We start from the raw sequence: 15,533 nt of genomic DNA on the forward strand, positions 1-15,533 counted from the left end.
TGGGCTTTTCTACGTCAAAGGAGTAGGTCAGATGGAGTGCAGCTATCTCGGTCTCGATATTGGTAAAACCAAAATTCATGCCGCTTTACTAGTGGGAGTGCGATCTGCCAAACGCAAAGTAGTTGCCAATGATGAGCGTGGACATCAAGAACTGGTCGAGTGGCTCAAACGGCAAAGGGTGGAGCAGTTGCACGCTTGTCTGGAAGCAACCAGTACTTATGGTCATGCGATTGCCCACTGCTTGCACGCCTGTGGCTATCGGGTGAGTATTGCCAATCCCAAAGCGGTGCAAGCGTATGGTCAAAGCCGCATGAGTCACACGAAAACCGATGCGGTTGATGCCGTTCTGATTGCTCAGTACTGTCGTGACCTCAAGCCCCATGCTTGGACACCCCCCGCACCAGAGGTGGAACAGTTGCAACAGATGGCACGGCGTTTACAAGCCCTCGACGGGATGATCGCTCAAGAGAAGAACCGTTTGGAAACCGTCTCTCAAGACTTGAGAGCGGACATCGAGTGTCATATTGCTTTCATGGCACAGCAACAGGACAAGCTGCGCCAACAGATGCAACAGCACATTGACCAGCATCCTCACCTCAAGGGGCAACAACAGTTGCTCGATTCGATTCCCGGCATTGGCAAAGATACCGCCGCTCGCCTGTTAGGGGAATTGGGCAATTGGCAAACCTTTGCTTCAGCTCGGCAACTGGCTGCTCATGCAGGCGTCACCCCGCAAGAGAAAACCTCGGGAACTTCGGTTCATGGCAAGCCTCGATTATCCAAGTTAGGCAATACACGGTTGCGAAAGCTGCTGTTCTTCCCAGCACTCACCCTATTGCGCTGGAATGATTCGATTCAACATTGGCGGGACTCCTTACTCAAACGCGGCAAAACCAAAAAGCAGGTCGTCGGCGCAGTCATGCACAAGGTTATTCGTTGGATCTTTGCTGTCTTGCATTCTCACAAGCCGTTTGACCCCAACCTTGCATTCCCCGTTCAACCTGCTTGACTTCAACCCATATCCACAGTATCTACCGCTACCGATACTCTACAGATAGGTTTGGTACTATACCAGTGCTTCTACCGTTTTTTCATCTTCCTGCAAGCTTGCGCTGGGCTGTAAACGCGCTTCTTCTGCAAAAAATTCCTGAAGTTGCGCCTCGATCTCATCTTTCACGATTTGGCGATATTCCAGAAAATGTTCGTTGTGGGCACAGACAGCGAGGTAGTGTTCAAACACGGCGGGATTGTGTTTGAGAATGCCAAACAGGTGATGCCAGAACATCCAGCGAGTGTTGCGCTTGATGCCCTGCCGCCAGCAGACCGTGAGCAATGCCCGGAGGTCAATCCAACTCGGCAACTTGGCGGGAGGTTTGCAGCGGGGGGCACCCAGCATGAGGAAGTGGCGATAGGTGCGATCGAGATAGGTTTTGGGTTCGTAGATCCGCCAGAAGGCATCGACGTATTCTCTGGCAATGTCTTCGAGCGGACGCGTGGGGACGAAGTTCATCAGAGTGGTTTGGTTGATGTTGCCGTCTTTGCCTGCTCGGAGTCGCCCTTCCTTCTCCAAACGATGCCATAGCGCCGTGTTGGGCAGTGCTTGCAGCATGGCAAAGGTGGTAGTGGGAATGGTGGTTTGCTCGGTAAAGCGAACGATGCGATCGCCCGCCCCTTTCTTCTCCCCGTCAAACCCGATGATAAATCCTGCCATTACCCGTAAACCTGATCTGGTGATGATTTCCACCGATTCAGCCAGTGAACTGCGGGTATTCTGAAACTTCTTGGTCATCGCCAAACTGTCTTCGTCCGGCGTTTCAATGCCCAAGAACACCGCATTAAAAAAGCAATCGACCATTAGCTCCAGCAACTCCTCATCCTGCGCTAGGTCAACGGATGCTTCCGTATTAAAGGAGAAAGGATACTGGTGTTCTGCCTGCCAGACTTTCAGTTCTTTAAGAAATAGCTTGACGTTGCGCTTATTGCCGATGAAGTTGTCATCTACCATAAACACGCTGCGCCGCCAGCCAAGTTCATACAGGTAATCCAATTCCTGCAACAACTGAGCGGGCGTCTTGGTGCGGGGCTTTCGTCCATAGAGGACAATGATGTCGCAGAACTCACACTGGAATGGGCACCCCCGCGAAAACTGTACTGACATGGAGTCGTAAGCGTCAAACTCCAGCAAGTCAAACCGAGGAACGGGTGTGGTCGTCACATCGGGTTTCTCATTTGTGCGGAAAATACCCTGTGATTCGCCCCGCTGGATCGCCTCAACGAACATCGGCAGCGTAATCTCGCCCTCGTCCAGAATCAGGTAATCTGCTCCGGCAGCTAACGGTTCCTCTGGTACAGACGTGGGGTAAGGTCCGCCCACCGCAACCCGTTTGCCGCGCCGCTTTGCCTCCCGAATCTGGTCGAGCAAGTCTTGCTTCTGCACAATCATCGCGGAAATGACTACAACCTCAGCCCATTCCCACTCTGCCTCTGTGACTGCCCGGACGTTGCGGTCTACTAGCTTAAACTCCCATTCTTGAGGCAAGATTGCTGCCACGGTCACTAACCCCAGAGGTGGCAGCAGAACCTTGCGATTGACCAATTCTAAAATCTTTTCGTATGACCAAAAGGTTTTAGGAAACAATGGATAAAGCAGCAGAACCCTCATGAATCTGAAACCCCACACTTTAAATAACTTGGCTAGCAAACAACAACACGTCCGCTAGTCTATGTTGACCTAGCATAGCTTGAGAGTTGAGATATCTGTGCTTTAGGAATCCTGTTGGATTTCCGGGTCAGCCAAAAGGTTTGCCCCACTGGGGGATAGCGATATTAAGTCATTTATGTTGCGCTGCATGGTTTCACAAATGGCATCAAGCGGTAGGTCGTTAGCATCACGACCAAAGGGATTTTCAATTTCAATTCCAATCTCTTCAATGCCAAACAAAGTAAAGCTAATTAGGGCAACAATTAAACCCGTCCACCAACCCAAATCACCAATCAATTGAAACGGTAAACTTAGACAGTAAATTAACAGTAATTGCCTGAGATGAATAGCATACGCGAGAGGCATCGGCGTTTTTAGAATTCGCTCACAGCCTCCCAGATTATCAACCATTAAATTTAAGAGTTGCTGCATGGAGGTGAGCTGGTGAATGTTCAGGCGATCGCGCTCATGCTGCTGCTGTAAATAGTCGCTAATCCAAAACGCCACCTCCAGAGGTGGATTGTTCATTGATTTCAGCGTGAAATAGCGGGATGGAGAAATCAGGTCTTTCAACTCCTGGTTCACGGGCTCCTGGCGCAGGTGCAGCTTGGTTGCAACCGCAAATGCGACCAGTAATTTCAACGCTGTTTCTTTAGATGGGCGATCGCCCCCATCCTTCTCCAACACGCTCACCCAGATTTGCCGCGCCAAATTGCGAGTTGCGTTGACCAGACCACCCCACAGCTTTCGCCCTTCCCAAAATCGCTCGTAGGCTGTGTTAGTGCGAAATACGAGCATCAAGCCCAGCACAATATTCGGAATGATGCTGGCCAGGGCAGGCAGAGAAACGGGAACTCCAAACTGGTGTAATAGCGAAACCAGTAACCCAAACAACCCGCAGATCAGAGTGCGAGGCAGCACTGCTGGAATGACCGAGCCTCGAATTTTTAAGGTATCCCGAAACCAGTAGCGTTTTCCGAACTGCATATTATTCAAGTTTGAAGGGGCGCTCCTAAATTCTTTGAAATCTAAAGCTTTATGGAATGAATAGCCGTCCGGCTCCCATATAGTTTTCAACTTCAAGCAGAATCTCGACTAGACGTTCAACACATTGCTCCCGATAGTCAAACTCGTCAAGGCGGCTGAGATCCCCAATGGTAACAACAGGAAATGAATCTGCTGAATTTTCCGCCCGTATTACTTGCTCTAATGAATCTTTGCCCTTCATGTTGCGGTTAGCGGTGAGAATCATCATTTGATTGGCTTGAGCATAACGCCAAACGGTGCGATCGCTGGCATCCACAGGTAAGCCAACTTCTGCAAATGTCAAAAAACGAATAGGTAAGAACTCAAGCCAACCTTGTTTGGTTAGAAGTCCGAGAAAAGTCAAAGCATACCCGTCAAGATTGTAATCAACCAGGAACGTCATATCCTCTGTGAGGTGCGTTTAGCTTTCTGCTCCTCAAGCTTTGCCCAAAGAGCTTCTTGCCCAGGCTTGTGGGCTACCGTAGCAGTCTTGGCAAAGTGTTCGCGGTTTCGTTCTTCCCAATACTGGCGAATCTCTTCTCTGGCATGCAAAGCTTCCTGGTATTCGCTCTCTACTTGAGTGCGGTTTGTTTCAAGGTAAGCCAAAGCAGCATTGATCTGTGTGTCTGTGAGATTTAGTTTGTCGCGGATTAATTTAGAGGGATACTGCGCTTTCAAGAAATCCATCACATCGTAGAGAGTGATACGTGTACCCGCGATGGTTAACCCACGTTCTGTCCGAATGATGGCAGTTTGTCCATTCCATACCGAAGTCATGTTTCCTCGCCTCTTCAAAGCTGCCTTTGTGCTGTCTAGAGACAATTTTGGTTTTTCACATGATAAGTCATAAATAAAACTAACCAGCAAGAAACTTGCCTTGATTTATCAACTAACTTCTATAGTTTCAGCAAGATTTCATCAAATCTCCACAACAGGTGACCGACCCAACCTTTGGAATAACCTTGCCAACCGCTAAGCGTAAAAATGTACTCTCTCGGTAAACTCCCTTCAGATACCTGAGAATCATAACTAAAAGAATCCCAAGGCGATAACCACATATTACCAACCCGTCAATGAACAGTTTGACCAAACTGGTTTTCACTAACTGTTTGCGTAAACGTGTTCCCAGATGACTTGCAACCTAGCTTGTGCCAAATTCTCCTTTGAGCACTGAACCCGAAGTACCCATTGCTGTGCTTACTCCAGGGCTGATCGATAGCTGATAGGGCTTGAGCAGCAAAACCTTTGACATCCTCCGGTCGCAACCATCCATCTTTTTCTCGCTTCGCTAACTCAAGTAGAAGCCGTTTAGTTTCTTGATCGGCTTCTTTTAAGTTGCCCAACTTAAGCAGTTTCTCCAATTTTTCACAGTTTGGTAGAACGACAGTAGGTTGTTCCTGCTGCTTCTGCGGACTTTTTGTTGAGTTCTGAACATTTTGAGGCTTATAGAATTGATTCTGAATATTTTGGGGCTTGTAAGACTTCAAAAACTCGTAAGCAGAATTAATTTGCTTTAGCTTTTCTTCTGCCTTTTGCTGTAATCTCAAGTCGTTTGAAAAGCGATCTGGATGCCAAACCTTGGCTAAGTCTTTATACGCCTGCTTGACATCATCTTTAGATGCTCCTGGCTCAATTTCAAGGATTCGATAGCATAGATCTGGTTGCATGGTTTAATCCTAAAAGCTCACGAGTTCTCAACGACAAATCTTTCGACTTGTAAGATTGCTTGATCAATTGTATGAATAATTGCCTCGATCGCATTCTTCTGCTGTTCCAATGGTGCCAATTCTTGAGCCAAGCTACGGCGATCGGCATCACGATTAATTGTTTGGACAGTCCTAACAAGGCGACCAATATTACCGCCACCTCTAAACTTTGAGCCTCTCTGTCGGACTTCGTCCGTATATTCTGCTCAAATCTGCTTCTGTTGTTGAGAAATTTCTCTCTTCACAAGAGCATATTCTTTCTTCTTCAATTTCAATTCTTTGATCACAATTTTAGCTTCTGGCACTGATCGGAATGAAAGATTTAACCTGCCATCGCTATTAATTGTGACGAAACTATTTGGGTTTAGCGACATAGCTAAGAACTAGCAACTTAAATAGTTTGACCTGCTTAAGATGCCCAAAAAATATTAGAAATTAGCATCGCATTGCAGCAACCTAACCGTGAGCATGGGTAGTCTTCTAGCTATGAAATATATGTAGCTATTCAAAGTACTTCTATTAAGTGGCTACCACTCAATAGACTTCCCTGCAACGATCTAAGCAACATTCTCCTGACAAGGGCTGAGATGCTATAGCGTCGGTTAGCATAGAATTTAAAGTCTATCTTTAGGAGAAGGCGATCGCTATGGGGATGACCCTGACTGAAAAGATTTTGGCGCGGGCTTCTGGTCGGGCTGGGGTTGAGCCAGGAGACAACATTTGGGTGAATGTTGACCTGCTGATGACCCATGACGTTTGCGGACCGGGCACGATCGGCGTGTTTAAGCGCGAGTTTGGAGCCGATGCTAAAGTTTGGGATTCCGAAAAGATCGTCCTGATTCCTGACCACTACATCTTTACCGCAGACGAACGGGCGAACCGGAACGTTGATATTTTGCGCGACTTTGCTCACGAGCAGAATATCAAGTATTTCTATGACATTACCGATCGCTCCAACTTCAAGGCAAACCCAGATTACAAGGGCGTTTGCCATGTTGCTTTGGCGCAAGAAGGGCACACTCGCCCCGGTGAAGTGATGTTTGGCACGGATTCTCACACTTGCAATGCAGGCGCATTTGGGCAATTCGCAACGGGTATTGGCAACACCGACGCGGGCTTTATTTTGGGTACGGGCAAGCTGCTGATCAAAGTTCCGGCAACAATGCGGTTTGTGCTGGATGGTGAGATGCCCAATTACCTGTTAGCAAAGGACTTAATTCTGCAAATCATCGGCGACATTAGCGTTGCAGGCGCAACCTATCGGACGATGGAATTCGCTGGAACCGCTGTCGAAGCCATGACGATGGAAGAGCGGATGACGCTGTGCAACATGGTGATTGAGGCAGGCGGCAAAAATGGTGTGATTGCACCCGACGAAACCACCTTTGAGTATGTTCGTAGTCGCACCGACAAACCCTTTGAAGCAGTTTACAGCGATGCGGATGCTCTGCTTTATAGCGATCGCCACTATGATGTCACTCAGCTTGAACCCGTCGTCGCCAAACCCCATTCTCCCGACAATCGGGCGCTAGCGCGGGAGTGCAGTGATGTCAAAATCGATCGCGTTTACATCGGCTCCTGCACAGGTGGAAAAACCTCCGACTTCCTCCACGCTGCCCAAATCCTTAAAGGGCATCAAGTGAAAGTACCGACTTACATCGTGCCTGCTACCCAAAAAGTGTACGAAGACCTGTTTACCATGAAGTATGACGGACAAACTCTGTCCGAAATTCTTCTAGCAGCAGGCTGTATCGAACCTGCGGCTCCGTCCTGTGCCGCTTGCTTGGGTGGTCCAAAAGATACGTTTGGGCGAATGAATGAGCCAGAAGTTTGTGTTTCTACCACCAACCGCAACTTCCCTGGACGGATGGGTAACAAGCAATCACAAGTTTACCTTGCGTCTCCCTATACGGCTGCGGCTTCTGCCTTGACTGGATATGTCACCGATCCGCGTGAGTTTCTCAGCTAAGGCTGAGCTAAAGCCACGAAGTCAATCTGCCACCAGTTCTGCCAACATTTCCCCTGAAAAACTGGATAGAAGCAACAGGGGAGAACTTTTTTGCTTTTGCAGATGACCCCACTTTGATGAGGGGTTGGTTCTACTACGCTCAGGGTTATATGAGGATTGAGATGTCGCTGTTAGCTTCTGCTTATGATTAAGACAACTCAATCCTCTCAACAAAAACTGTTCCTACTGTGAGCTATTAATCTCACTTAAACGCAACTCACGCATTCCAAGACCAAACTGACGTTGATCGCCACCAAGACCAAGTTCGGCAAGAGATTTAGCATTAGGAATGCTAAAAGTGATTTGAAGTGGGCTTTGCTTGTTCACCAAACTTGCAGGCAATATGGCTGTTCTCGCTCCATCGTCAGCCTGTCCATGAACAAACTCCCATTGAGCAACCTGTTCGCCATTGACAATCACATCTACATCCAATCTTGGATGAACGTCATGGATAAAAGCTCTAGTCTTTGCTGAGAGTAGGATATCAGTTGATGAGTCAAGCTCATCAAGTGCCATTATCAGCAAAGCTTCATTGCCTTCAGTCCAGCTTCCCCAACTCCCTGGTTTTGACCAACCAAAAGAGCTATATATCCATCCATTTTCCTCATTGTTAAACTTTACCCAGGTTCCAAGTTCATAGTTTCTTTCTACAAATGGGGGCGGTGTACCTTCTCCACGCTGGTCTAGCTTAACGAAGAATAAATGCCGCGTATTGTGGTCAAGAGGCATGGCGTACTCAGAGGAACCCTTTTGGCGATCTAGCCATTCAAAGAAAGTTGCAACATGGGAATTGTCAATGAGTATCCAAAATTGCTGCTCCTTCTCTAATCTTCTTAGCCAATTGTCTATATCCTGAGTTGGCTCGAACTTCACAAGGTCTGAGCCATGGTGTCTAACCACTTGTCTCATCACCCCAGTGGAGGAAGAATGACCGGAATTATCACTCACTACAAATGTTTTAACTCCAGGATGACGCCATAAATGTTCTGCTAAAAGTGCATAATCTGGGTTGCCCTGCCCCCCGATAGAAGTGAAGGTTGGAGGTCGATAAGCCAACGTCTTCTGAAAATATCCAACATGTCCTAGAAAAACGGCAGTTGAAAGAAAAATTCCTATAAATCGGACAATGCTATCTTCTTTATTGAAAGGCAGTAACCTTGCCTCTTTGATACGCTGCTTAAAGAGAACAAAACCTTGAACAATAAGCAGCAGCATTAATAATCCAAAGAGCGGTCCCCCGTACCATTGAACAACATCTTTGATAATATTCCAGAAGATAGCTGGACGAAGAGGTAGAGAAATATTTAGATGTACGACGATTAAGACAGAAACTATTGTAGCAATGGGCCAGATGCAAAGGGCTTGAATACCAAAGCTATCCTTTCGCTTAACAATAAAGGGCAGTAATATAGCACCGATTGTTCCTAAAATAATTACTACTGGTGCAATTCTCTTATCCTGGTGAAGCAGGTACTCAAAAAGCGTTGTCGTTCCGTCCAACGGAAAGGGTGATCTACTACCTGGTATAAGAGTTGCTGGCATTAAGAAGTGGCTAGCAACTATTCCAATCAGCGGCAAGAAAGCCGTTATTCCCAACAAAAAGGAATTATTAAAAATTCGATAGTTTTTAGCAAAATCAAAGTCTATCTTCGTGAGAATACTAATAATTAGTAGGGAGATCAGCAAACCAATTACAATTGAAGTAGAGGATAAAGATGTAGCATAGGAAGCTGCAACAAACAGGGGAAAAGAAGCAATAATCGTCAAATTGCGAAATTCTCTGATCAAAGTTTTTCTTTCGGTGGAAGTAAGAAACAGAAATACACTAAACATAACCATGTAAGGAATAGCTATGATGCCACTAAAAGCAGCCACCGAGAAGTATAAGTGTGCCTCACTAAACTTGATCTCTTTGAAAGGTTTAAGAAAAGATGCAAAGAAAACCATGCTAAGAATAACTCCATAGATTGATGGTTTTCCTGTAATAAAAGCACCCCACTGACCAAAAGCGCTAAAGAATAGGATGAGAAAATAGAAACCTGAGAAAAGCCATAAAGGCTTGTATTGAAGCTGTTCAAATATGTAGAGGCAGCAGAGGAGAATAAGAATAAATAGAGCTGGCTTAAAGGCGCTGGAGATGGTTGTTAGAGGAATGTAATCGAATAAATTGCCTACGTAGTAGATGAGAGCTGAATAACCAATTTGTCCATAATTATTAGAAGCCCAAAACGAAATTTCCGGTCTAATTAGATGTTGAGTCCAGGTTAATTGAGCATTGTCAAAAGCATAGGGGAAATAATAGAAAGAGACTAATCCTATAGCGAAAGCAATAACGCCTAAACACCAAGTTGCTTTTCGAGTTATGACAGCCTTTACTTGACGAAGTATGTTGCGGGTATAGGAGTAGTTTAGGGTGAGTGCAGTTATAACTATTAGAATATCAAGAGAGTATTTAAGAGCCAGAATGTATTTTGAGGGTATCAATCCCGTGCTATAGAAAACATAAAATTGGGCTGCATTCCAGTAGAGAGCTAAAGCAATGGGTACTAATAGAGAACTATAGGATTTCTGGGTTAAAGTCGTCGATGGCCAAATTCGATTAAGCCAGGATTGAAACGCCAAACCAACCGTAAAGATGCTAAAGAGAAAATGCAGTTGAGCGCAGATTAATAGAATAAAAAATATATTCAACATTTTTATTTGATTCGTTGATTATTGGGTACTACAGTAACGCTGAATGAGTGGGAAAACGCTCTTTTGGAAAGTTAAATTGCTCGTCCTAGATAATACAATGCAATTGCTCTGAAAGTAAGTCTGGGGCTTGAACAATCTTCAACTCTGGAGGGAACCAATACTAAACCTAGTACTTTATGCTGGAGTAGATTTGACTCGAATGAACTCACTTAATACCTGCCCAAGAAAATGATTAATTGTTCTGCATTAAACTGGTAATCATGCTGCAAATTTCTAATACGGTGAGTATTCCAGAGCATGAGATTGAGATGAGTGCGGTGCGATCGCAAGGGGCGGGCGGGCAAAACGTGAATAAAGTAGCAACGGCGATTCATCTGCGCTTTGATATTGGGGCTTCTTCACTGCCCGAACGCTACAAGGAGCGATTGTTGAAGCTGAATGACCAGCGCATAACCAAAGAAGGAGTGATTGTCCTCAAAGCTCAGGAACACCGCAGCCAGGAGCAAAACCGGGAAGAAGCCTTGCAACGGCTGCAAGCTTTAATCAAGAGTGCGATCGTCTTACCAAAACCTCGCAAACCTAGCAAGCCTACCCGAAGCTCCCAGAGAAAGCGTTTAGATCGCAAAAGCAAACGTAGTCAAATCAAGGCGGCGCGAGGCAAAGTCACGGAAGAATAAGTGTTGCACCCTCGGCTTAGCAATGCATTCCATCTTTGCGGATTCATGCTCATTCCTACTAGGGAGAGATCTGTAGATCGGGTTGAACATCAAACAAAAATTTCTATTTACCCCCTTGACTGTCTAGTGTACTGGAGAGTTCATCATGGATGTAGTCGAACACTGTTCAAGGATTTACATCATGGCTCTCGAACTCCAAGTTCCCAATATGGCTTGCTCTGCTTGTAGCGACACCATCACTAAGGCAATCAAGGCGATCGACCCTGCGGCTACAGTTCAGGCTGACCCCAAGACAAAGCAGGTCAAAGTTGAAACGCAGCAATCAGAAACAGCGGTGAAACAAGCGATCGCCGATGCAGGCTACACAGTGGCGTAGGCAAAATCCGTTCACTGGCTGAACTATAACCAGGAACTAATTTACTTCAATCTTTTGAAGAATCGAGGGAATCCGTCATGGATACAGCAAACTTAAAGCTGCGAGGCATGAGTTGTGCCTCCTGCGCTAGTAACGTTGAAGATGCCATTCGTTCTGTGCCTGGAGTCGAGGCGTGCAGCGTGAATTTTGGGGCTGAGCAAGCGACCGTTACTTATGATTCAGGCAAAACGGATATATCTACCATTCAGGGTGCGGTTGATGCAGCGGGATATGCAGCCCTGCCCATGCAGGAGGATGTGTTAGCACCCGAAGATGATGCCGAACGGCAAGAACGCCAAGCGGAAAACCGTAAACTCACCCGCCGAGTCTGGTTTAGTGGCATCGTCAGCGCTGTTCTGGTAATTGGGTCACTGCCTGCCATGACGGGTTTACCGATTCCCTTTATTCCCATGTGGCTGCATCATCCCTGGCTTCAGCTTGTGCTAACTGCCCCAGTGCTATTTTGGGCAGGGCGATCGTTCTTTGTGAATGCCTGGAAAGCGTTGAAGCGACACACCGCAACGATGGATACGCTGGTTGCGGTTGGGACAGGAACAGCTTATCTCTACTCTTTATTCCCGACGCTTCTACCCCAACGGTTTACCGCCCAGGGACTTCAACCCGATGTGTATTTTGAAGCAGCGGCGGTAATCATTGCCTTGCTTCTATTGGGGCGACTCCTGGAAAACCGAGCAAAAGGACAGACCTCAGAAGCAATGCGGAAGCTGATGGGGCTACAGGCAAAGACAGCACGAGTGATTCGGAATGGTCGCGAGATCGATATTCCGATCGCTGAAGTAGTTTTGGGCGATGTTGTTTTCGTTCGCCCTGGTGAAAAAATTCCGGTGGATGGCGAAATTGTAGAGGGCGCTTCCACAATCGATGAGGCAATGGTCACAGGTGAAAGTGTGCCTGTAAAAAAGCAGCCTGGGGATGAAGTGATAGGAGCCACTATCAACAAAACAGGCAGCTTTAAGTTTCGGGCAACGCGAGTCGGTAAGGATACTTTCCTGGCGCAGATTGTGAAACTGGTGCAGCAGGCGCAGGGGTCAAAAGCACCAATTCAGCGATTGGCAGACCAGGTGACGGGATGGTTTGTGCCAGCAGTGATTGCGATCGCAATTCTTACCTTTGTCATTTGGTTTAACGTCATGGGCAATGTGACGATGGCATTAATCACAACAGTTGGAGTGCTGATTATTGCCTGTCCCTGTGCGCTGGGTCTTGCGACACCAACCTCCATTATGGTGGGTACGGGGAAAGGAGCAGAGAACGGCATTCTGATCAAAGGAGCCGAAAGTCTGGAGCTAGCCCATAAGCTGCAAACAATCGTACTTGATAAAACAGGCACCATTACCCAAGGTAAGCCCACCGTAACCGACTATATAACGGTGAATGGGACAGCAAATGGAAATGAGTTAAAACTACTGCGTCTAGCTGCATCCGTTGAACGGAACTCAGAACATCCTCTAGCAGAAGCTGTGGTGCAATATGCCCATGCTCAAAAGGTTGAGTTGACTGATGCTCAGAAGTTTGAGGCAATCGCGGGTAGTGGTGTGCAGGGTTATGTGTCTGACCGATGGGTGCAGATTGGCACACACCGTTGGATGAATGAGTTAGGGATTGCAACGAACTCATTACAACAACACTGGGAGCGACTGGAGTATCTCGGCAAAACCGTAATTTGGATTGCGGTAGATGGGAAAGTCGAAGGCATTATGGGCATTGCTGATGCAGTAAAACCCTCTTCTGCTAACGCCATTCGCACTTTGCAAAAAATGGGTTTAGAAGTGGTGATGCTGACTGGAGACAACCAGCGAACAGCCAATGTAATTGCCCGTGAAGTTGGGATTCAGCGTATCTTTGCTGAAGTACGTCCCGACCAAAAAGCGGCAACTGTTGAATCGATTCAGTCAGAAGGTCGAGTTGTGGCAATGGTGGGTGATGGCATTAACGATGCACCTGCTCTGGCTCAAGCGGATGTCGGAGTCGCTATTGGAACGGGAACTGATGTGGCGATCGCCGCCAGCGACATTACTCTGATTTCGGGTGACTTGCAGGGCATTGTTACAGCAATTCAACTCAGTCGTGCCACCATTCGCAACATCAAACAAAACTTGTTTTTTGCATTCATTTACAACGTTGCTGGAATTCCAATTGCCGCAGGTATCCTTTACCCCGTTTTTGGTTGGTTACTCAGTCCGATTATTGCGGGTGCGGCGATGGCGTTTAGCTCGGTTTCAGTGGTGACGAATGCTTTGAGGCTTCGAAACTTTAAGGCAACGAGTCATGGGTAATTGGGTAACGGTGGAGATTTCAGGGCAGATCGCAGGGGCAATATAGGAGGCGTTCAAATGGTTAATCGCTCAATAGCTTTAAGTGTTATTGCAACATCTCTAATGTTGCTGGGATTGACTTCTGGTGGGGCGATTGCTCAAATGTCTCATGAGGAAATGCCGTCCGGAGAGCATGGGGCTACAGAGCATGGAGACTTTCAACGTATTGAACAACCCCTGTGGCTCAAGGGAGCCGTGACCGCAAGCGGTTTAGGATTGATTGGGTTGGAGCTATGGTGGTTTCTCTTAAGCAAACCAAAGTCAAGCCAAGCTATAGCCCAAGGAGGGGTTCAGGAAGTCACTGTGACTGTTGATGGCGGTTATGAACCGAGCCAAATTGTGGTGAAAGCAGGTCAACTCGTGCGGCTAAATTTTGATCGCAAAGACCCCAGTAGCTGCCTTGAGGAAGTGCGCTTTCCTGATTTCCGCATTGCTCAAGATCTTCCCCTTAACCGGACGACAGCAATCGAGTTTACACCAGACAAACCGGGTCGATATGAGTTCACGTGTGGCATGAACATGTTTCGAGGGGTGGTGGAGGTTAAAAACTCCTAAAGTACGCCAAAGAAGCCTACGTTCTCTCCAAATATATGAAAGGGCATCCCGCGCGGCGGGATGCCCTTTCATATATAGCCCTGTTGTTTGGAATGGGTATTAGCCCGCTAGCAACATGACGACATCAGCGTGAGCCAATACAACATCTGGGTTGCGCTGAAGCGCTGCGTCATATCTCATCGCGAAATGATCTCCCAATTCGTTGGGGGTAAGCAAAGTCCGCGTGTCTACCATGAGAGTGGCGATCGCCTCTGCTGTAACGGGTTCATCTGCATGAAGCAGCTCATCAATCTGCACAACCAGTTCTGAGAGTCGGTGCAACCAGGCAAACTGTTCGTGATTGATCACCAGTTGTAGCAGTTCGCCACCAGAAATTTGTCCTTGTATTTGCTCATAAGTTCTGCGCTCGGTATTGAGCAACAGTTTATGCAGGCGTAACAACTTAATTCGCAGTGTGCTGAGGAGTTGATGCTGGTTGATGCGTTGTTGCAGTGTGTTAGACATGAATTCGTCCCATCCTTCCGTTTCGATAATCTTCAATTGCTTGCGAAATTTCAGCTTCGGTATTCATCACAAACGGGCCGTAGCGCACCACTGGCTCGTTGAGGGGAACTCCAGCGATGAGCAGCAGATCGAGGGGTTGTTCAGCATGAGCAGGGTTGGCGATCGCCACCTCGTCTCCATCCTGAGCAAAGATCACCATTTGCCCATCCGTTCCAGGTTCTTGCTCGGTTCCAAACAGTCCAGAACCGTCCAAGACATAGGCAAAAGCGTTGTATTCCTGGGGCACAGGTTGGGCGATCGCGGCACCCGGTTGCAGGGTGTAGTGTAAATAGATAATCGGCGTGCGCGTCTCAATCACCGCTTTTGCACCCAGCGCTTCTCCGGCAAGTACCCGCACCGTTACAGACCCGTCTGGAGTTTGGGCAACCGGAATTTGCGCTGCTGGAATTTCCTGATAGCGAGGTGCAATCATCTTGTCACGTTGAGGCAGGTTAACCCACAGTTGAAGTCCGTGAAGCCGTCCTCCTGTGCGAGTAAATTCTGCCTCTGGCATTTCAGAATGGACGACTCCTGCGCCTGCTGTCATCCACTGCACATCACCCGGATTGAGCAGTCCAGCGTGTCCTTCAGAGTCTTTGTGTTGCAAGCGCCCGTCCAAGATGTAGCTAACCGTTTCAAAGCCGCGATGGGGATGGTCGGGCGCGCCTTTTGCTTGACCCGGTTTCAGATCAATTGGACCCAATTCATCGAGCAGGAGAAAGGGATCAAACGCTGAAAAGCTACTTTTGGGAAAAGGACGACGCACCAGGAAGCCTTCCCCTTCTAGCGTTTCAACGCTGTTGACGATTCCAGCAACGGTTCGTAGCACTCCAGCTTGCACGGTCATACCTTTAACTCCTGAAGATGAGGTG

15 protein-coding genes are annotated in these 15,533 nt (G+C 47.4%); 7 read left to right on the forward strand and 8 right to left on the reverse strand.

Going from position 1 to position 15,533, the window contains the following annotated elements:
* The first annotated feature begins 31 nt into the window (after positions 1–31).
* On the forward strand, positions 32–1,009 hold the full coding sequence (locus H6F93_RS08050; protein ID WP_190680013.1) for an IS110 family RNA-guided transposase: 978 nt from the start codon (positions 32–34) through the stop codon (positions 1,007–1,009).
* A gap of 57 nt (positions 1,010–1,066) precedes the next feature.
* Here the strand turns inward: H6F93_RS08050 and H6F93_RS08055 are convergent, their stop codons facing one another.
* The 5 genes from H6F93_RS08055 to H6F93_RS08075 form a co-directional block, all read right to left on the reverse strand.
* Positions 1,067–2,662 (reverse strand): B12-binding domain-containing radical SAM protein, encoded by a 1,596-nt coding sequence (locus tag H6F93_RS08055; protein ID WP_190680014.1) that lies wholly within the window; start codon positions 2,660–2,662, stop codon positions 1,067–1,069.
* 102 nt (positions 2,663–2,764) lie between these two features.
* Positions 2,765–3,688, reverse strand: a complete 924-nt coding sequence (locus tag H6F93_RS08060) for a bestrophin family protein (protein ID WP_190680015.1) — start codon at positions 3,686–3,688, stop codon at positions 2,765–2,767.
* Positions 3,689–3,737: 49 nt separating this feature from the next.
* Entirely contained in the window at positions 3,738–4,130 is a 393-nt protein-coding gene (locus H6F93_RS08065) for a DUF5615 family PIN-like protein (protein WP_190644542.1), read from the reverse strand.
* A complete protein-coding gene (locus H6F93_RS08070; protein WP_190680016.1) occupies positions 4,127–4,504 on the reverse strand; it encodes a DUF433 domain-containing protein in 378 nt (125 codons plus the stop codon). Before H6F93_RS08070 ends, H6F93_RS08065 begins: the two co-directional genes overlap by 4 nt.
* 293 nt (positions 4,505–4,797) lie before the next feature.
* Positions 4,798–5,394, reverse strand: coding sequence for a GUN4 domain-containing protein (locus H6F93_RS08075; protein WP_190680017.1), 597 nt, complete (start codon positions 5,392–5,394; stop codon positions 4,798–4,800).
* A gap of 71 nt (positions 5,395–5,465) precedes the next feature.
* Between H6F93_RS08075 and H6F93_RS08080 the strand changes: the two genes are divergently transcribed.
* Entirely contained in the window at positions 5,466–5,606 is a 141-nt protein-coding gene (locus H6F93_RS08080) for a hypothetical protein (protein WP_190680018.1), read from the forward strand.
* Between the two features lie 473 nt (positions 5,607–6,079).
* On the forward strand, positions 6,080–7,402 hold the full coding sequence (locus H6F93_RS08085) for a 3-isopropylmalate dehydratase large subunit (RefSeq protein WP_190644540.1): 1,323 nt from the start codon (positions 6,080–6,082) through the stop codon (positions 7,400–7,402).
* A gap of 222 nt (positions 7,403–7,624) precedes the next feature.
* Here H6F93_RS08085 and H6F93_RS08090 read toward each other — a convergent pair whose 3' ends face one another.
* Positions 7,625–10,135, reverse strand: coding sequence for a hypothetical protein (locus tag H6F93_RS08090; RefSeq protein WP_190680019.1), 2,511 nt, complete (start codon positions 10,133–10,135; stop codon positions 7,625–7,627).
* Between the two features lie 260 nt (positions 10,136–10,395).
* Here H6F93_RS08090 and arfB point away from each other — a divergent pair, with 260 nt between their 5' ends.
* The 4 genes from arfB to H6F93_RS08110 all read left to right on the forward strand — a co-directional run bounded on the left by arfB (position 10,396) and on the right by H6F93_RS08110 (position 14,118).
* Positions 10,396–10,812 (forward strand): alternative ribosome rescue aminoacyl-tRNA hydrolase ArfB, encoded by a 417-nt coding sequence (gene arfB, locus H6F93_RS08095; RefSeq protein ID WP_190680020.1) that lies wholly within the window; start codon positions 10,396–10,398, stop codon positions 10,810–10,812.
* Between the two features lie 181 nt (positions 10,813–10,993).
* Positions 10,994–11,188: a heavy-metal-associated domain-containing protein gene (locus H6F93_RS08100; RefSeq protein ID WP_190644537.1), complete on the forward strand. Its 195-nt coding sequence runs from the start codon at positions 10,994–10,996 to the stop codon at positions 11,186–11,188.
* A 77-nt stretch (positions 11,189–11,265) separates the two neighbouring features.
* The gene (locus tag H6F93_RS08105; protein ID WP_190680021.1) at positions 11,266–13,524 is read left to right on the forward strand and encodes a heavy metal translocating P-type ATPase; all 2,259 of its coding nucleotides are present in this window, start codon (positions 11,266–11,268) and stop codon (positions 13,522–13,524) included.
* A 57-nt stretch (positions 13,525–13,581) separates the two neighbouring features.
* Entirely contained in the window at positions 13,582–14,118 is a 537-nt protein-coding gene (locus H6F93_RS08110) for a cupredoxin domain-containing protein (RefSeq protein ID WP_190680022.1), read from the forward strand.
* Positions 14,119–14,217: 99 nt separating this feature from the next.
* Here H6F93_RS08110 and H6F93_RS08115 read toward each other — a convergent pair whose 3' ends face one another.
* Positions 14,218–14,622: a hypothetical protein gene (locus H6F93_RS08115; RefSeq protein ID WP_190680023.1), complete on the reverse strand. Its 405-nt coding sequence runs from the start codon at positions 14,620–14,622 to the stop codon at positions 14,218–14,220.
* Positions 14,615–15,508 carry a pirin family protein gene (locus H6F93_RS08120; protein WP_190680024.1) on the reverse strand — a complete coding sequence of 298 codons (894 nt, stop codon included), beginning with the start codon at positions 15,506–15,508 and terminating at the stop codon, positions 14,615–14,617. The genes H6F93_RS08115 and H6F93_RS08120 overlap by 8 nt, the downstream gene beginning before the upstream one ends.
* Between the last annotated feature and the right edge of the window lie 25 nt (positions 15,509–15,533).

Source organism: Leptolyngbya sp. FACHB-671 (assembly GCF_014695745.1).
Lineage (GTDB): Bacteria > Cyanobacteriota > Cyanobacteriia > Elainellales > Elainellaceae > JAAUTN01.